Source organism: Methylobacterium sp. E-066 (assembly GCF_022829635.1).
Lineage (GTDB): Bacteria > Pseudomonadota > Alphaproteobacteria > Rhizobiales > Beijerinckiaceae > Methylobacterium.
Map to the genome: position 1 here is coordinate 55,612 of NZ_JAKSYO010000031.1, position 17,812 is coordinate 73,423.

The 17,812-nt window shown below is 71.0% G+C and carries 16 protein-coding genes; 9 read left to right on the forward strand and 7 right to left on the reverse strand.

Translation table 11 applies throughout. From position 1 onward, the window contains the following. Positions 1-58: 58 nt before the first annotated feature. Entirely contained in the window at positions 59-1,501 is a 1,443-nt protein-coding gene (locus MKL20_RS02015) for an FAD-linked oxidase C-terminal domain-containing protein (RefSeq protein WP_244035267.1), read from the reverse strand. 199 nt (positions 1,502-1,700) lie between these two features. On the opposite strand from MKL20_RS02015, the gene MKL20_RS02020 reads away from it, so the two are divergent. Next, positions 1,701-2,726 (forward strand): SIS domain-containing protein, encoded by a 1,026-nt coding sequence (locus MKL20_RS02020; protein ID WP_243969319.1) that lies wholly within the window; start codon positions 1,701-1,703, stop codon positions 2,724-2,726. A 205-nt stretch (positions 2,727-2,931) separates the two neighbouring features. Here MKL20_RS02020 and MKL20_RS02025 read toward each other — a convergent pair whose 3' ends face one another. From MKL20_RS02025 to MKL20_RS02035, 3 genes are all read right to left on the reverse strand, one after another. After that, positions 2,932-3,735 carry an SHOCT domain-containing protein gene (locus MKL20_RS02025; RefSeq protein ID WP_244035268.1) on the reverse strand — a complete coding sequence of 268 codons (804 nt, stop codon included), beginning with the start codon at positions 3,733-3,735 and terminating at the stop codon, positions 2,932-2,934. Between the two features lie 101 nt (positions 3,736-3,836). After that, entirely contained in the window at positions 3,837-4,436 is a 600-nt protein-coding gene (locus tag MKL20_RS02030) for a nitroreductase family protein (RefSeq protein WP_244035269.1), read from the reverse strand. 396 nt (positions 4,437-4,832) lie between these two features. Continuing rightward, positions 4,833-5,900, reverse strand: coding sequence for a GSCFA domain-containing protein (locus MKL20_RS02035; protein ID WP_244035270.1), 1,068 nt, complete (start codon positions 5,898-5,900; stop codon positions 4,833-4,835). A gap of 57 nt (positions 5,901-5,957) precedes the next feature. On the opposite strand from MKL20_RS02035, the gene MKL20_RS02040 reads away from it, so the two are divergent. The 3 genes from MKL20_RS02040 to MKL20_RS02050 all read left to right on the forward strand — a co-directional run bounded on the left by MKL20_RS02040 (position 5,958) and on the right by MKL20_RS02050 (position 9,464). Then, the gene (locus MKL20_RS02040; protein ID WP_244035271.1) at positions 5,958-7,025 is read left to right on the forward strand and encodes a WcbI family polysaccharide biosynthesis putative acetyltransferase; all 1,068 of its coding nucleotides are present in this window, start codon (positions 5,958-5,960) and stop codon (positions 7,023-7,025) included. 757 nt (positions 7,026-7,782) lie between these two features. Beyond that, positions 7,783-8,832, forward strand: coding sequence for an HpcH/HpaI aldolase/citrate lyase family protein (locus MKL20_RS02045; protein WP_244035272.1), 1,050 nt, complete (start codon positions 7,783-7,785; stop codon positions 8,830-8,832). A gap of 278 nt (positions 8,833-9,110) precedes the next feature. Next, positions 9,111-9,464, forward strand: coding sequence for an endonuclease domain-containing protein (locus MKL20_RS02050; protein WP_244035273.1), 354 nt, complete (start codon positions 9,111-9,113; stop codon positions 9,462-9,464). Positions 9,465-9,468: 4 nt separating this feature from the next. Here MKL20_RS02050 and MKL20_RS02055 read toward each other — a convergent pair whose 3' ends face one another. Continuing rightward, positions 9,469-10,452, reverse strand: coding sequence for a GlxA family transcriptional regulator (locus MKL20_RS02055; protein ID WP_244035274.1), 984 nt, complete (start codon positions 10,450-10,452; stop codon positions 9,469-9,471). Between the two features lie 53 nt (positions 10,453-10,505). On the opposite strand from MKL20_RS02055, the gene MKL20_RS02060 reads away from it, so the two are divergent. The 3 genes from MKL20_RS02060 to MKL20_RS02070 all read left to right on the forward strand — a co-directional run bounded on the left by MKL20_RS02060 (position 10,506) and on the right by MKL20_RS02070 (position 12,734). Continuing rightward, entirely contained in the window at positions 10,506-11,276 is a 771-nt protein-coding gene (locus tag MKL20_RS02060; RefSeq protein ID WP_244035275.1) for a DJ-1/PfpI family protein, read from the forward strand. Between the two features lie 47 nt (positions 11,277-11,323). After that, entirely contained in the window at positions 11,324-11,662 is a 339-nt protein-coding gene (hspQ, locus tag MKL20_RS02065; protein ID WP_244035276.1) for a heat shock protein HspQ, read from the forward strand. 85 nt (positions 11,663-11,747) lie between these two features. After that, complete coding sequence (locus tag MKL20_RS02070) at positions 11,748-12,734, forward strand: DUF4424 domain-containing protein (RefSeq protein ID WP_244035277.1); 987 nt, start codon at positions 11,748-11,750, stop codon at positions 12,732-12,734. Positions 12,735-12,873: 139 nt separating this feature from the next. Here MKL20_RS02070 and MKL20_RS02075 read toward each other — a convergent pair whose 3' ends face one another. Then, positions 12,874-13,647, reverse strand: coding sequence for an invasion associated locus B family protein (locus tag MKL20_RS02075; protein WP_243960950.1), 774 nt, complete (start codon positions 13,645-13,647; stop codon positions 12,874-12,876). A gap of 477 nt (positions 13,648-14,124) precedes the next feature. On the opposite strand from MKL20_RS02075, the gene MKL20_RS02080 reads away from it, so the two are divergent. Both MKL20_RS02080 and MKL20_RS02085 read left to right on the forward strand, forming a co-directional pair. Beyond that, entirely contained in the window at positions 14,125-15,387 is a 1,263-nt protein-coding gene (locus MKL20_RS02080; RefSeq protein WP_244035278.1) for an AMP-binding protein, read from the forward strand. A 160-nt stretch (positions 15,388-15,547) separates the two neighbouring features. Continuing rightward, positions 15,548-15,892: a hypothetical protein gene (locus MKL20_RS02085; RefSeq protein WP_092045112.1), complete on the forward strand. Its 345-nt coding sequence runs from the start codon at positions 15,548-15,550 to the stop codon at positions 15,890-15,892. A 206-nt stretch (positions 15,893-16,098) separates the two neighbouring features. Here the strand turns inward: MKL20_RS02085 and MKL20_RS02090 are convergent, their stop codons facing one another. Continuing rightward, a complete protein-coding gene (locus MKL20_RS02090) occupies positions 16,099-17,313 on the reverse strand; it encodes a UbiH/UbiF family hydroxylase (RefSeq protein ID WP_244035279.1) in 1,215 nt (404 codons plus the stop codon). Positions 17,314-17,812: the final 499 nt, after the last annotated feature.

Sequence of the window (17,812 nt, forward strand, 5' to 3'; positions counted from 1 at the left end):
CGTCAGGGCTCCGCCCTGGCAACCCGCCAAAGGGCTGAGCCCTTTGGAATCCCGGGACTTAGGCCGCCTTCGCTTCGAGTCGTCCTTCCAGGGGGAAAACCTTGGCGGGGTTGAGCATCCAGTCGGGGTCGAACACCGCCTTCACCCGCATCTGCTGCTCCAGGTCGGCCTGGGTGTACTGGAAGCGCATCAGCTCGCGCTTCTCGATGCCGACGCCGTGCTCGCCGGTCAGGCACCCGCCGACCTCGACGCAGAGCTTGAGGATCTCGTCGCCGGCCGCCTCGGCCTTCTGCAGCTCGCCCGGCTTGTTGATGTCGAACAGGATCAGCGGGTGCAGGTTGCCGTCGCCGGCATGGAACACGTTGGCCACCCGCAGCCCGTGGCCGGCGCAGATCGCCCCGATCCGCTCCAGCACCGGCCCGAGCTGGCCGGTCGGAATGGTGCCGTCCATGCAGATGTAGTCGGAGATGCGGCCCGTGGCCCCGAAGGCCGACTTGCGGCCCTTCCAGATCGCGGCGGATTCGGCCTCCGAGCGGGAGACCCGCAGGCTGGTCGGCCGAAAATCCTGGGCGATCGCCTCGATGCGGGCCAGCATCGCGTCGCACTCGGCATCCGAGCCCTCGACCTCGATGATCAGCATCGCCTCGGCGTCGCGCGGGTAGCCGGCTTTCGCGAAATCCTCGGTGATCAGGATCGCCTCGCGGTCCATGTACTCGATCGCCACCGGGATGATACCGGCCGCGATGATCGCGGCGACGCAATCGCCCGCATCCTCGACCTTCGAGAACCCGACCAGCACCGGCCGGGCGCCCTCGGCCGCCCGCAGGATCCGCACCGTCGCCTCGGTGACGATGCCGAGCTGGCCTTCCGATCCGCAGATGAGGCCCAGGAGATCGTAGCCGGGGCTGTCGAGGTGCTGGCCGCCGACCTCCACCACGGTGCCGTCGTTGAGCACCAGGGTGACGCCCAGCAGGTTGTTGGTGGTCACGCCGTATTTCAGGCAATGCGCGCCGCCGGAATTCATCGCGATGTTGCCCGCGATGGTGCAGGCGAGCTGGCTCGACGGGTCCGGGGCGTAGAAGAAGCCCTCATGGGCCACGGCGCCCGAGATCGCCAGATTGGTGAGCCCGCTCTGGACCCGGGCGGTGCGGTTCTCGAAATCGAGGTCGAGCACCTGGGTCATCTTGCCGACGCCCAGGATGATCGCATCCCCTTGAGCGATCGCCCCGCCGGCGAGCGAGGTGCCGGCGCCCCGGGGCACCACCCGCACACCTTGCGCGTGGCAATAGGCCATCACGGCCGCGACCTCCTGGGTGGTCGAGGGCAGGACCACGGCCAGCGGCATCTGCCGGTAGGCGGTCAGCCCGTCGGTCTCGAAGGCCCGGCGCTCGTCCTCGCTGGTCACCAGCGCCTCCGGGGCGACCAGGGGCGCGAGGCCCGCCAGGATCGCCTCCCGCCGGGCGAGAATGTTGGGGTCGGGCTCGGGGAAGCGGATGGTCATGGGGCTCGGGCCCTTTTTTAGCTGGCGTATGGGGAGCATGGACCCGCCGGAGCGGGCCTTCAACCGCCCGGCGGACAGAGAGGGGCGGCATGTCGTCCCGGCGTCACATTTCAACCATGACGGCTCCCTAGCGTCGCGCCGCTCGCTTCGCATCGCCCATTGGGCGCCGGATCCGCCCGACGGGTCCAGAACGGAACCGATGAACGCTCCCGCCTCCAGCGCCCTGCGCGACGATCTCTACGATTCCGCGGCCGCGAACCTCGCCAGCACCCGCGATGTCGGGATCCGCAGCCTGCAGCTCGGCATCGCCGCCCTGCAGGAGACCAGCGCGGCGTTCCAGGGCCGGCTCGGCGTGGCCTTCGAGGAGGCGGTGCAGACCATCCTGCAGAGCAAGGGCCGGGTGATCGTCAGCGGCATCGGCAAGAGCGGCCATATCGGCCGCAAGATCGCCGCGACCCTGGCCTCCACGGGCACCCACGCCTTCTTCGTCCACCCCACCGAGGCGAGCCACGGCGATCTCGGCATGATCGCCCGCGACGACGTGATCATCGCCCTGTCCTGGTCGGGCGAGACCGCGGAGCTGTCCGACCTCGTCGGGTTCAGCCGCCGCTTCTCGATTCCCCTGGTCGCCATCACCCGCAACGGCGCCAGCACGCTCGGCAAGGCCGCCGACGTGCTGCTGGAGCTGCCGCGGGTGCGCGAGGCCTGCCCGCACGACCTCGCCCCGACCTCCTCCAGCCTGATCCAGCTGGCGCTGGGCGACGCCCTGGCGGTGGCGCTGCTGGAGCGGCGCGGCTTCACCTCGGCGCGGTTCCACACCCTCCATCCGGGCGGGACGCTCGCGGCCCGGCTCAAGACCGTGCAGCAGGTAATGCACGGCCCCCAGGACATGCCGCTGGTCTCCGACACCGCCCTGATGTCCGAGGTGCTGATCGAGATCGCGGCGCGCCGCTACGGCTGCGTCGGCGTCACCGATGCCGCCGGCCGCCTGGTCGGCATCGTCACGGATGGCGACCTGCGCCGCCACATGGGCCCCGAGATCCTCGACACCCCGGTCTCGGCGATCATGACCCGCGAGCCGATCACCGTGGAACCGCACAAGCTCGCCCAGGCCGCCCTGGAGCTGATGAACCGCCGGCTGATCACCGCGGTCTTCGCGGTGACCGACGGCCGGCCGGTGGGCATCGTCCACGTCCACGACCTGCTGCGCGCCGGCATCGCCTGAGCGGTCGATGCCTCACTGATCGCGAGCGAGGATCGTCCCATCCACCCCCTCATCCTGGGGTGCTGCGCAGCAGCCTCGAAGGAGCCCTCCAGGGATCGCAACGACTTCTGGAGGGCTCCTTCGAGGCCTCCGCTTCGCTTCGGCACCTCAGGGTGAGGGGTTTGGATGGGAGGCTCGATGGCCGCTAGGCTTGCAGCCTGAAGACTTACAACCGCGCCAGCAGCTCCGCCTTCTTGTCCGAAAACTCCCGCTCGGTGAGCACGCCCCGGGCGTGCAGCTCCGCCAGCCGCTCGATCGTCGCCAGCACGTCGCCGGACGGTGACGCCTCCGACGGGGGGGCGACCGGCTGCGGGGGAGAGGCCGGTGAACCTGTCGGATCGACCTGCCGGGGGGCGGCCGTCTCCGCCTCGATCCGGCGCAGGCGGTCGAGGGCCACGACGCCCCGCGGGCCGGTGAAGTCAAGGCTGCCGTTCGCCTGCGACACCCCGGAGATATGGTGTTCGCCGGTATCGTAGAGCGCGATGCCGGAGCCCGAGTCGATGGCGAGCCGCCGCGTGTCCGGGAAATAGGCGTAGCGCATGCCGTTCTGCGAGCCGGTGCTCGCCGGAGCCCCGAGGCCGGCGGGCCACCACTCGCCGCCGCCCCGCCGCGATGCGGGGCCGGTCTCCGAGAACCCACCCGCCGGCAGGGCCGCGGCGAGTTCGGTGCACAGGGCATCGACCCGCGCCTTCAGGCCGTCGTCGAACATCCGGCCGACCATCACCATGCCGCCGGAAAACCACTGGCCCATCCCGCCGAGATCGGGATGGTCGAACTGCGCCATCGTGCCGTGCCCGCGCTCCAGCGCCTGGACGAGGTGGCGCACCGCATCGAGGCTGACCCCGTGGCGCTCGGCGACGCTACGCAGGCCCGAGGCGTGGTCGAACCCGCCCGCGTCCAGGAACGGATCGGGGGCGGCCGCTCCACCGGGCGGGACCGAGGGTTTCGGGTCCGAGGACTTCGGATCCATGGGCGAGCTCCGATCGGCGCGGGGCGGGCGACCTGCGTCAGGACCGCCACGGCATGGCAATATCGACCAAGTCCTGGTCGCCCCCCCAGTTCCGGATCGCCTCAGGCGTCGGAAGGCGGGAACGCGCCGGCGATGACGAAGTCGGTGATCGGCCGGCGGCCGTTCGGGGCCTCGCGCGGCCGCTGCTCCTCGGTGAGCTCCGCATCCGGGACCTTGCGGCCGACCGCGAAGGCGGCCTCGATCCGGTGATTTTCCGGCAAACGCAGCACCTCGGGGGCGCGGACATGGTCGAACCCGGTCATGCCGTGGGCGTGCCAGCCCTGGCGGAACGCCTGGAGCTGGAAGGCCAGCGAGGCGGTCCCGGTATCGAAGGAATGGCTGTAGGACGGCTTTAACTCGTCGCCGACCTTCATGAGGCCGTTCGAGACCAGGAACAGGATCGCGCCGGTGCCCGAGACCCATTTCTGGTTGCCGGGTACGAGCAGGCCGAAGAACGTGTCCCAGTTCGCGTCGCCCCGGAGCGCGTAGAGGAAGCGCCAGGGCTGCGAATTGTACGCGGAGGGCGACCAGCGCGCGGCCTCGATCATCCGCAGCAGCTCGGATTCGGGCAGCGCCTCGCCCGTGAAAGCGCGGGGCGAGTGCCGCGCCACGAAGATCGGATCGATGTCGTGGTCGGGCTTGCGGGGCGGGGGCAGGCTCACGGGGATCGACTCCGGCACGGTTACGCTTCGGGGAGCGCCGACACTGCCCGAAATGCTTGGCCGGTGGCAAACCCGAACCCGGCACCGCAGGGCCACCATGCCCGTAGCGAAACGCCTCGCCGCGGGATACGCTCGCCGCGATGAAGGCGCGCACGGACAGTTTGACCGATTGTTGACATCGTCAGTTCGGATGAACGACCTCGGAAATCGCCGCGTATCCAACCCTCCCCCCTCATCCTGAGGTGCCCGCGCCAGCGGGCCTCGAAGGAGCCCTCCAGAAGCCAGTGCGATCCCTGGAAGGCTCCTTCGAGGCTTGCGCTCCACGCAAGCTCCTCAGGATGAGGTCGAGAATGGGACGGACGTGCCTCGGCCCACGTTAGCCGATCGGCCCCGCTCTCACGCCACGCTGCGCTCGATCTCCTCCTCGTCGCAGATCACGCCGGCATTGCCCTCGAACTCGGCCGCGAGGTCCACGGGGGCGTGGGTCGGGGCCGCGGCGGCGCGGTCGCGGGCGAAGGTCGAGAGGAACAGCCGCATGACGTGGCGCACCCCCGCGTCGTTGATGGTGCGCTGATCCTCGTTGTAGTAGCGCCCGGCATTCACGTTGCTCGTGACGATGTCGTAGGCGGGGAAGTACACCGCCCGCGGATCGCCCCGGCCGACCACCTCGCCGGCGGCCACACGCAGCACCGACTTGGAGTAGCTGTTCGACTCCATCACGTGCCGGTCCATGTAGGTGGCGATCATCGGCACGGGCGAGACCGTGAAGATCACCCGGGCCTTGGGATTGACGCTCCAGAGCCGGTCCAGGAAGCCGTTGAGGTCGCCGAGCACCTCGCCCGCGCCGGCATTGACGCACTCGTAGAGCGCGGGATCGAAGGTGCCGCCCGCGACCCCGGGGGCGAGCGGCAGCGCGGCGCCGTCGGCCCGCCAGCGCCAGCCCTCGGTGAGGCCCAACGTCAGCACGAACACGTCGAGGGTCTCGAACAGGCGGCGCACCTCGGCCAGATGCGCGTCCCGGGCCGCGATCACCTCGGCCTCGCTGGCAAAGCCCGCCGGCTCGACGGTGGGGCGGAATGGGTCGACATAGCGGCCGTCGTCGCGCAGCCACGCCTTCAGCTCCGGCTCGAATTGGCCGTAGGCCCGGTCGAACAGCTGCACGAACTGGCGCGTGTAATAGAGGTTGCCGTACCGGGCCGAGAAGGTGCCGAACTGGCGGGCATTGGCCTCCTCGGCGCTCATGCCGGGGGGCGGCGGCTCGGTCAGGTAATAGTTGAAGCCGGCGCCGCGCACCGCCTCGGCCACCCGCTGCGCGAAGCAGGAGCCGCCGGTGGCGACCTTGTCGGTCGGCCCGATCGCGAACGTGTCCTTCGGGTGCGGATTGACCGCGAAGGGCGGCACGTTGGTCACGACCTTGCGCCAGAATCGCTCGGCCGGTAGACCCGTATACGGATTCAACGCCATCTTCGAACCCTCTTCTTCACGACGGCAAGATCTTCACGACGGCGCGCGCCCTCGGGGATGCTGAGCCGTCCGCTGACACCGGCACGCGACGTGGCCCTGAACGATCTGCCCCGGCGCGCCCGCAGCGCGTTGTCCCTGTCGACCCCCAGTTGGGCGCCCACCTGGGCGACACCATGGCGAAACCGCGCCCGCGCCGCCACCACGCGCGACGGGCCGGCCATCGCGGTGCTGGGCAATTGCCAGGCGCGCGGCATCGCCCAGGCGATGCGCCTGCTCGCGCCGAAGAGCCCCGTGCGCTACCTGCCCATGGGCTCGCTCAAGCGCGACCACGGCCATGTCGACGGCCTGATCCGGACGCTCCGCTCCCACGACCACGTCTTCTCGCAGGCCTTCCCGGGCGGCCTGATCCCGGGGGGCGACATCGCGACCGTGCGGGCGGCCGATCCGCGGCTCAAGCTGTTCCCGTCGATCGTGTTCTCGGCCTTCCACCCGGACATGGTCTATGTCGGCCAGGCCTCGGACCTCGCCGCGCTCAAGCTCGCGCCCTCGCCGATGGGGCAGTACCACTCGGCGATCGCGCTCTGCGCCCACCGGCTCGGCCTCGATGCCGGCCGCACCGCCGCCCTGTTCCGCGAGGACGTGTTCCGGCGGCTCGGCTATCTCGACCATTGGGATCCGGCCGTGCACGAGCTGGTCGGGTCCGCCGCGGCGCTGGGCTTCGGCCTCGATCGGGAGGTGACCCGCTGGGCCCGCCGGGGCGCCTTCATGCACGTGATGAACCACCCCAAGGCGTTCGTCATCGGCGACATCGCCCGGCGGCTGCTGGCGGAGAGCGGGCTCAGGCCCGAGCCCGTGGAGATCGAGGATTACCTCGGCGACGAGCTGGCCCAGGACGTGGTCTGGCCGCTCTACCCGCCGATCGCCGAGCATTTCGGGCTGACCGGCTCGTACCTGTTCAAGATGAAGCCTCGAGGCGAGGACTTCCCGACGCTCTACGATCTGCCGGGCTTCATCGCGGCAAGCTTCGCGATCTACGACGCGATGCCGGCGGGCGATCTCGCCTGCCAGCGGGTGGATGCGTGGCTCGCCGCGCCCGAGATCGTGGCGCTGTTCCGGGCCGGGTAGGACATCGTCCCGAAAGGTGGCCGCCGGCAGCCCTTTCAAGGTGTTCGGATTGGGCCATGGTCCTGGATTGTCCCAACGGGATCAATCGGTTCGGATCGCAGCGCAGGTCTGATGGCCCGCCCGCGATCCCCGCCAAGGGAAGCGTGGCAGGGACGGCACGGAGGTGAAAGCGGTATCGCTTAAGCGGAGATACTCCTGTTCCACAAAACCCGGATTTTCACGGAGGCATCATCCTCCACCCTGTCATCCCGGGGCGCCGCAGGCGAGCCCGGGATCCAGAGCCGCCGACGGCGCAAGTCCATGGCCCCACGGTGTTTCTGGATCCCGGGCTCCGCTTCGCGGCCCCGGGATGACAGGGTTGTTTCCAGACCAGGCTCTGCGAGAACCAAGCGTCGTAGGGCAAGCGGGACAGTCCGCTGCCGCAAACACCTTGAAAGGGCTGGGCTGCCGGCCCTTTGGAAACCCATGTTTCCCAGGATGGCGTCCCCCTGACAGCGCGCAGTCGAACAGGCTCTGAGAGCGGGCGTCCGGCGCTTCCGGGCCGGGGCAAAATGCCCCAAAGGTCGGAGGGCACTCCGGCGGCCCGCGCCTTTACGCGCCCGCCCAAGCCTGCCTTAACGGGGCTCGTGCATCATCCCGAAAGGTGGTTTCCGGCTTTCGGACCAAAGATGATGCCAATAAGCGGCTCGATCATGGTCCCGGATCCTGTATCCGGGACCATGATCGAGGCCGCCAAGCCCCGTACAAGAGGCCCATCATGAAACTGCCCCGCCGCTTCTTCCAGCCGCTGGCCACCGGCGCGCCGGCCCCGTTCCGCGAGCTGCCGGTGCGGCTGGAGCGGATGATCCACTTCGTCCCGCCCCACAACGACAAGGTCCGCGCCCGGGTGCCCGAGCTCGCCGGCACCGTCGACGTGGTGCTGGGCAACCTGGAGGACGCGGTCCCGGCCGACCAGAAGGAGGCGGCCCGCAAGGGCTTCGTCGCCATGGCCCAGGCCACCGATTTCGCCGCCACCGGCACCGGCCTCTGGACCCGGATCAACGCCCTCAACTCGCCCTGGATCTTGGACGACCTGTTCACCATCGTGGCCGAGGTCGGGGACAAGCTCGACGTCGTGATGGTGCCCAAGGTCGAGGGGCCCTGGGACATCCACTACGTCGACCAGCTCCTCGCCCAGCTCGAGGCCCGGCACGGGGTGACCAAGCCGATCCTGATCCACGCAATCCTGGAGACCGCCGAGGGCGTGGCCAATGTCGACGCCATCGCGTCGGCCTCGCCGCGGATGCACGGCATGAGCCTCGGGCCGGCGGATCTCGCGGCGTCGCGCGGCATGAAGACCACCCGGGTCGGCGGCGGCCACCCGGATTACCGGGTGCTCAGCGATCCCGCGGGCGACGCGCCCCGGGCCACCGCCCAGCAGGACCTCTGGCACTACACCATCGCCAAGATGGTGGATGCCTGCATGGCCAACGGCCTCAAGGCGTTCTACGGCCCATTCGGCGATTTTTCCGACGGCGACGCCTGCGAGGCGCAGTTCCGCAACGCCTTCCTGATGGGCTGCGCCGGCGCCTGGACGCTGCATCCGAGCCAGGTGGCGATCGCCAAGCGCGTCTTCGCCCCCGACCCCGCCGAGGTGGCCTTCGCGGCCCGCATCGTCGCGGCGATGCCCGACGGCACCGGCGCCGTGATGCTCGACGGCAAGATGCAGGACGACGCCACCTGGAAGCAGGCCAAGGTCATCGTGGATCTGGCCAAGCTGGTCGCCGCGAAGGATCCGGAGCTGGCGGCGGTGTATCAGCTGGGGTAGCGCGCGGCGGGTGATGCGCGCCTGTTTCTAAGGAGGCGGGCCGCGATGGGCTCTCTCCGGAATCTACTGCCCCGATAGGGGTTTGAGGCGCAATCGCCTTTAACGACCGCAACGCGCCCCCTCTCCCGTGCGGGAGAGGGTTGGGGTGAGGGACCCGGACTTTCCGGATAGGTCGCATCCCTCACCCTGTCCCTCTCCCGCACGGGAGAGGGGACCCGCGCTTCGTTCTGAACCGGTATCATCCGGTCGATTCGGTGCCGTGCCGTTGAGACGACCCGGTGAGCAAGTCGATCCCACGTGCCCGACATCTCCGCCGGAACCAGACCACCGCCGAGGCCAAGCTCTGGCGCGTTCTGCGGAACCGCGCGCTCAACGGCTGGAAGTTCCGCCGTCAGTATCCGATCGACCGCTTCATCGTCGATTTCGCCTGTGTCGAGGCGAGGCTCGTGGTGGAAGTCGATGGCGCAACGCATTCGACCGATTGGGAAATCCATTCCGACGCGGCACGCACCGCGATCATTGAGGCTTCTGGCTTCGTCCTGCTGCGCATCCTGAATGCCGACATCCACCAGGATCTCGACGGCGTGCGCGAGACCATCTGGGCTGCCCTCCCACCCGGCGATCCGGTGTGACCCCTCACCCCCCGAACCGCGCCCGATAATCCTGCGGCGTCGCCGCCACGTGCCGCAAAAAGCTGCGCCGCAGGGTCTCCTCGGAGCCGAAGCCGCAGGTCCGGGCGATGCGCTTCACCGGCAGCGCGGTCTCGGCGAGCGCCCGCCGCGCCGCCTCGATCCGCAGGCGCTCCACGGCCTTGGCCGGGGTGAGGCCGGTCGCCTCCCGGTAGTGCCGGCTGAGGCTGCGTTCGCTCATGCCGGCGGCCTCCGCCAGGACCGGGAGCGACAGGTCCCCCGCCAGGTTGTCGGCGATGAAGGCGTGGAGCGCCCCGAAGCGGTCCTCCCCGGCCTGCAGGGCCAAAGCCGCGCTGAACTGCGCCTGCCCGCCCGGGCGCTTCAGGAACATCACGAGGTGGCGCGCCACAGCCAGGGCGAGATCCCGGCCGAGATCGGCCTCGACCAGGGCCAGCGCCAGGTCGATCCCCGCGGTGACGCCCGCGGAGGTCCAGACCGGGCCGTCCTGCACGAAGATCGGGTCGGGCTCGACACGGGCCAGCGGGTAGCGCCGGGCGAGCGCGCCGCAATGCTTCCAGTGGGTCACGGCCCGCCGCCCGTCGAGGAGCCCGGCAGCCCCGAGCAGAAAGGCCCCGGTGCAGACCGAGGCGACCCGGCGCGCCTGCCCGGCCCGGTCCCGCGCCCAGGCCACCAGCGCCGGGTCGGCAGCGGCCGCCGTGACCCCGGGGCCGCCCGCGACGATCAGGGTGTCCACCGGTGCGTCGCGATCCGGCAACGGGTCTGCGACCAGGCGCAGGCCGGCCGAGGCGGTGAGCGTCCGGTCGCCGGCCGCGATCACCCGCGGCGCGTAGGGCGCGAGCCCGCCGCTTAGGTCGTTCGCCGTGGCGAAGACCTGGAGCGGCCCGGCCACGTCGAGGAGCTGCACCGCCGGGAAGGCCAGCAGCTCCACCGGGCGGGACGCGTCTGGCGAGAAACGAGGGGTCTTTGGCATCTCGGCCAGAGCGTGCCGCGGTAAGGTCTCCCTGTCCAGCACGGAGGCCCCGCATGATTCCCCCCGAGACCCATCTGCAGATCGGCTCGCTCCTGTTCGAGGGGCTCGACCAGATCGACCTCACCGGCCCGTTCGAGGTGCTGTCGCGGATCCCCAATTCCACCTACCGGATCTACGGGCCGAATGCGGCGCCGGTGCGCGACCTGCGCGGGCTGCGGATCACCCCCGACGCCGCCCTCACGGAGGCGCCGCGCCTCGACGTGCTGCACATCCCCGGCGGCCAGGGCCAGGAGGCGCTGATGCGCGACGCGGCGGTGCTCGGCTGGATCCGGCAGCAGGCGGCGGGCGCCTCGCACGTCTTCTCGGTCTGCACCGGCGCGCTGCTGCTCGGGGCGGCCGGGCTGCTGATCGGGCGGCGGGCCACGACCTACTGGAACGTGGTCGACCTGCTGCCCTGGTTCGGGGCGGAGCCGGTCGACGCGCGGGTGGTGATCGATCACGATTCCGATGGCCGCACCTGGCTGTTCGCGGCCGGCGTCACCGCGGGCATCGACGGCGCGCTGCGGCTCGCGGCCGAGCTGCGCGGCGACGATGCCGCCCGGGCGATCCAGCTCGGCATGCAATACGCCCCCGAGCCGCCCTTCGACAGCGGCACGCCATTGAGCGCCCCGCCGGCGATCGTGGCGCAGGTCCGAGAGGCGGCGGCCGGGATCACCGCCCGGCGCACGGCCACCGCCCGGGCGATCGCGGCCGAGCTCGGCATCCCGGCTCCGGAATCTGCCGAATCGCACGTTGGCGACAGGGACATGACACCGGCCCGGTGACACGCTCCGACATCGGTCCTATCTGTCCGCTCTGAACGGATAGAGTCATGACGGACGTAACAACCAGAACCGCAAAATTCGCGATCGGCGCGGTGGTGCGCCATCGGATCTACCCGTTCCGGGGCATCGTGTTCGACGTCGACCCGGTCTTCGACAACACCGAGGAATGGTGGCTGGCGATCCCCGAGGAGGTCCGGCCGCGCAAGGACCAGCCGTTCTACCACCTGCTCGCCGAGAACGCCGAGACCGAGTACGTCGCCTACGTGTCCGAGCAGAACCTCCTGCCCGACACGTCCGGCGAGACCTTGCGCCATGCCGGCATCGCCGAGATGTTCGAGCGCGACGCGGCCGGCGGCTACCGCGTGCGCGACCGCGTCCGGAACTGATTTTTTTCGAAGAATCCGGTCACCCTCGGGCAACGCCGCGGAGATAATCCGAAGCGCGTCGCAACGATTCTTCGAAGGCCCGGTCGTGACATCCCGTCCCCTCGCCGCGACGCTGCTGGTCGCTGGTCTCCTCGGCGCGCCGGCCCGTGCCAACGACAGCGCCGCCGAGCTCGATGCCGGCGACCTGATCCTCAGGCCGGAACCCGGCATCGGACTGGTGAGCGAGGATCTGTCGATCGCCCTCGACCGGATCCGCGTGTCCTACGTGTTCCGCAACCAGGTGTCGGAGCCGCGCACCGTCCGGATCGCCTTCCCGCTGCCGCCGATCGACGGTCGGACCTTGAGCTTTTCGGCCACCAAGCTTCCGCAGGTCGATCGGGCGAACTTCGTCGGCTTCACCGTGACGGTGGACGGGCGTCCGGTGGAGCCGGAACTGGAGGAGCGCGCCTTCGTGGGCGAGGGCGAGGTCACCGACCTGCTGCGCCGCCACGGCCTGCCCCTCAACCCGTTGCGCGTCTCCGAGATCGACGCGGCTTCCAAGCGGATCGGCAAGCCGGATTGGGCGGAGCTGGTCAAGGCCGGGCTGTTCCCGGACGCCGAGGGCATGATGGAGGGCCTCTGGCGCTTCGAGGCGACGTTCCACTGGCTGCAGACCTTCCCGGCCGACCGGGAGGTGCGGATCGAGCACAGCTACGCCCCGGTGAGCGGATTCCACCTCCTCGACCCGAAGGAGGCCGCACGCGCGTCCTACCGGGCGACCTATTGCCTGGACGAGGCCGGGCTGGCGGCGATCCGGCGCCTGCACGCGAAGGCGCCCAACGCGGGCGGCTACCTGCGGGCCTTCGTGGTGCCCTACATCGTCACCACCGCGCGCAACTGGGCGGCCCCGATCGGGCGCTTCACCCTGACGGTGGACAAGGGCAGCCCGGAGGCTGTGGTGAGCTTCTGCCGCTCGGGCATCCGCAAGACCGACCCGACCACGTTCCGCTGGGAGGCCCGAGACTACGTGCCCGATCACGACCTCCGGGTGCTGATCGTCCTGCCGGGCCCGGGCCCCACGGGGATCCGGTAGGCCAAGTCCAGGATCCCAAAGGGCCAAGCCCTTTGGCGGGGCTCGGGGCGGAGCCCCGAAACGCGCAGCGCCGGCGAGCGCGCATGAAAAAGGGGCCGGCCCTCGCGGTCCGGCCCCGATCGGAATCCGCTGCGACGTTTTACTTGGCCGCGGGGGCGCCGGCCGCCGGGGCGGCGTTGCCCTGCTGCTCGAGCTTCTTGCGCATGTCCTCGGAGCGCTTCTCCAGCTCGGCCTGGAGCTTCTTCTGCTGCTCCTCCAGGACCTTCGGGTCGATGGCCGGGCCGTCGAAGGCCTTGCCGAAGCCGGTCAGCGGCACCGCGAAGGTGACCTCGCGCTGGGTCTGGTTCTGGACCGAGACGTTGAGCGTGGTGCCCTTCTTCATCGCCGCGATGACGCCGGCATCGACGCCGCCGGCCTCGGCGAAGCAGCCGTTCGGGAAGCAGACCGCGAAGCGGCCCGGCGTCCCGGCCTGGCCGTCGACGTTGAAGCGGATGCCCGGCTGCAGCAGCAGGCCGAGCGGCAGCAGGTAGCGCACCACGCGCACCTCCTGCTTCTGGGCGGCGTTCTTCATCTCGTAGACCGCCACGGCCAGGACGGGCTGGCCCTGGTCGGACACGAAGTCGCGCGTCGTGTAGCAGATGTCGGTGCCGGAGGCCTGGTCCTTGCCGCAGACCTTGGTCCAGTCGGCCTGGCTCGGCTCGGACTTCACGGTCACGATCTGCGGACCGGTCTGCGCGGCGGCGCCGGCCGGATTGTTGGCGGCCGGGGTGTTCGGCGCGGCGGGGGCGGGCGCGGTCGGCGCGGGGGCGGCCGGCTTCTTCGCCTGGGCCAGCGCCGGGGCGGCCGCGAGGCCGAGGCCCACGAGGCCGAGGAGGGCGGCGCGTGCCAGCGTCGCGGGGCGGGTGAAGGACATCGGCTCTGACCCCTTGAGAAACGTGGTGTGGCGAAACGTGGTGTGGCTTGCGGAATGCGGAGCCGGCCTGACGGGCTGGTCCGCCGGACCGCCCGGGCACGCACCGCCGTGGCGTGCCTCCCGGGGCTCCGGATGAATCGGTCCGACCATCGGGCGAGGATGGCGCCGGATGCGCACATCGCCCGCCCCGGCGACCGGGCGGCCTGCCTGTCCCCTCCGAATGAGGCGAAGGCATGACACCGCGGCATCGAGCGCCCCTCGGGGCGCCCTGTGCCGCAGCCGGCTCCCGATAGGCCCGTGACTCTCCGGCCGCAAGCGCGACGTTGCCTAAGGCTGCCATGGGCCCGGTCATGCGGCGTCCCGCGACGACGACAGCCTCGCTCAAGTGAACGGGTCTTAGCTGGGATTTAACCATAGTCGGCCGACCATGCGGATGGATCTGCAGTTTGGGTGGGGGGCGGATTGAGCGCGTTCGCGGTGGCGGAGAGAACGGCCGACGCCGCGCCGGATGCGTCCGCGCGGTCCGGCAGCCTGTCCGCCTGCCTGTTCGCCGCGGCCCGGACCGGCCCGCAGCGCACGGCCCTGCGTGATTCGGGGGATCGGGCGGCCTGGTGCGGGCGCCCGCCGATCACCTGGACCTACGCGGCGGCGGCCGAGATCGTCGGCCGCCTCGCCCGCGGCATCGGCGCTTGGCGGCTGCCCGCGGGCAGCCGGGTCGGCCTGTGGTTCTCCGGCGGCGCCGAATCGGCCCTCGCTCACCTGGCCGTCGAGGCGGCCGGCCACCTGCCCTGCCCGATGCCCGCCCTCTGGGATGCCGGGCAGCTCTCGGCCGGCATCGCCTCCGCGGGCCTCGTCGCGGTGCTGACGGAGGGCCGCCGCGGCGCCCGCCGTCCGGCCGAGGACCTCGCCCAGGCGGCCATGGGCCATTTCGGCCTGCGCTACCTCGCCGCCTTCGGCCCCGGCGTCCCGGACGGGGTGATCAGCCTCGACGCGATGGCCCTGGAGCGCGGAGTCGTCGCCCCGGTCGCGAGCCGCGGCCTCGTCACCTTCGCGGCCGGGGATCCGGGCCGGCCGGTCTATCGCAGCGCGGCAGCCCTCGCCGCGGCGATCGACGCCCATCTCGACGCGCTGCCGGTGACGGCGGACGAGCGGATCCTGACGCTCCTGCCGGCCCACGACCTGCGCGGCCTAGTCACCGGCCTCGGCGCGGCGCTCTCGGCCGGGGCCAGCCTCGAGACCGTGATTCCCTTCGACGAGGCGGGGTTCCGCGCCGGCCTGATGCGGCCGGTTCCGACGCGCCTCGTGGTCCCGTCCCTGATCGAGGCGGCGCTGGCCGCCCTGCCCCTCCCCTGGACCGTGCGGGCCCTCAACGTGGTGCACCGGGCGCCCGCGAGCACGATCCTGGACGCCACCGTCGGATCGGCAGGCCCGCGCCGCCTCGATTCGCTGGTCTTCGACGAGGACGCGGTGCTCACGCGGTCCGGCGACCTCGCCGCGACCCTGGCCGACCCGGATCGGACGCCCCTGCCCCGGGCGCTCCTCGATCTCGCATTCCTGGATCTCGGCGACGACCAGGATGACGCACCGGCCTATCGCGGCTTGGCCTATCGCGGCCTGGCCTGCGCGACGGCGGTGCTGCCCCGCAGCGGCGTCCCGGATCCGGACGCATTGGCGTGGCGGGACTCAGGCTACCGGCCGGTCCTGTCGGGCGGGGCCGTGACCGGGATCGAGGCCGCCTGAACGGCGGACGATCGTCGGTTCATCCGGCGCTCAGGCGTGGCGGATAATCTCGCAAGCGCACATGGGGGACGGATCCGATCCGCGCCTTCGTGGGTTTCGCTTCGGATTGTGGTTCTGGCTATCTTCCCAAGCCACGCTTCATGAGGTACCGCTCAAGCCTATGGGTGCGCTGCAACAAGTGCTCGTGGTCGATGACGGTGTTCGCGCCGTGGACCGGTCCCTTTCGGGCGAGCTGGCCAACCTCGGATACGCGAGCGTCACCGCCTCGATGGAGGCGGCGGACGATGTTTTGGCCGTGATCGCCCGCCCGGCGGCGGTGCTGCTCCAGGCCCCGACGCGTCGGGACCCCGCCTATGCCCGCCGCGCCGCCCGCCTGCGCGGCCAGCTGCGCGACCGCGGCATCCCGGTTCTCCTGATCGGCGACGCGGGCGAGTCCAAGGCCGGCGGCCCAGTGGACCTCGCCACCCGCCTCGGCGCCTACGTGGCGGCCCAGCCGGACCTCTGAAAAGACCCCTTCGCCCGAAGCCTCGCCATCGTCATTGCGCGCGCAGCAAAGCAAGCCAGGGCAGCGCGCCGTCGCCCGAGGCGTGGCGGATCCCTGGGTCGCTTCGCTGCGCTCGCGATGACGGACCAGGATGGCACGCCCGAACGATTGCGTTCGATGCGGCCAAGGCCACTACGACGCCCCCAACTCCCATCGAAAGAACGCGCTCAGCGCGCCCCGCGCATCAGTTCCGGTGCGCCGAGTCGCGGCAGCACGCCTTCGCGCATCACCACCCGCCGGAGCGGACCGAGATGCGACATCGCCAGCAGCCCGAGGCCCCGGAGCGCGTCGACCGGCAGCAGGTCGGTGAGCAGGCTGCGGTTGAGCAGATCCACCGCGGCGGTGCGGGCCGCGGCATCGAGGCGGCGGCTCCGGGCGTAGCCGTCGAGGACCGGCCGGGCGCCGGGATCGCGGCCATCGCGGGACGCGGCCACCAGCAGGTCGCGCAGGGCGGCGGCGTCGCGCAGGCCGAGATTCAGCCCCTGCGCGCCGATCGGCGGGAAGACATGGGCCGCCTCCCCGACCAGCGCTAGGCGCTGCGCCACCGGGCTCGACACCGAAAGGCCGCGCATCGGCACGAGGCCCCGGGGGCCGTCGATCCGCATCGCGCCGAGCATCGCCCGGGCCTGCCGCTCCACGGCCTGGCCCAGGGCGGCGTCGTCCAGGGCCGCCAGCCGCCGCGCCGCGCTCTCGCCGGTGACCCAGACCAGGCTGGACCGGTGCCCGCCCGGCAGCGGCACCAGGGTGAACGGGCCGGAGCGCGTGTGGAACTCGGTGGAGACGTCCCGGTGCGGGCGCTCATGCGCCAGGATCGTCGTGATCGCACTCTGCGGGTAGGTCCAGTCGCGCACGCGCACGCCGCTGGCGGCCCGGAGCGGGGACCGCGCGCCGTCGGCGCCGACCACAAGCTTGGCCGCGACCGTGCCGCCATCCGCCAGGTTCAGGCGCGCCACCGCCTCGCCGGGGACGGCCCCGGCGGCATCCGCCTCGACCAGGGTGAGATTCTCCTGGGCGCGGGCGCGGAGGCGCAGGCTCTCGACCAGGCGGGCGCTCTCGACGTTCCAGCCGAAGGCATCGAGCCCGATCTCGGCGGCCTGGAAGCGCACCGGCGGCGGCCGGAACAGGCTGCCGGTGTCGTCGATGATCTGCAGGGTGCAGAGCGGGCTCGCCTGCGGCGCCACCGCCTCCCAGGCGCCCAGGGCCCCCAGGAAGCGCACCGAGCCGTCGAGCAGCGCGACCGTGCGCCCGTCCGCCACGGGGGCGTGGCGGCCGACGAGCGCCGTCCGGATGCCGGACTGGGCGCTCGCCAGGGCGGCGGCGAGCCCCGCGGCCCCCGCGCCCACCACCGCGACGTCGAAAGGTGTGTTGGCCACTTCTGACATGCTGCCCGACGTTATCTTTCCAACCGCCCGCGCCCGTGATCCCGGTCGGTTCGGCCATCTCGGCCGAGTCGTCCTTATGGGACGGGTTCTATCTGAGTCTTCCGGTCATCCTGCCAATCCTGATCGCCGCCGCCACGGCGCCGCAGGCCACCGAGCGATTGGCCTGCCCGGTGGAGACCCCGCTCGCGAGGTAGGACGCGGCCGCACGCGGACCAACATTGATAGGAGATCGAAAATCCACAGTTCTGTGGACTTCCACGCATCTGTAGAACGACCGATATCTGCATGAATGCGAGCGAACTCCGCAGGCTCCTTGCCTGCGGGTTACATAGGTTTGAGGCGCAGGCGTTGGTTCAGACCGCGACGCGCCCCCTCTCCCGTGCGGGCAGGGCTATCGCATTTGGCTGATGAGGCTGAGCAAGTATGTGTCGTTCCATGCGGCGCGCTTGATTTTGGCGCGGATGGATCCCTTTGCGGTGTCGGCGCGCAGGAGGTTGAG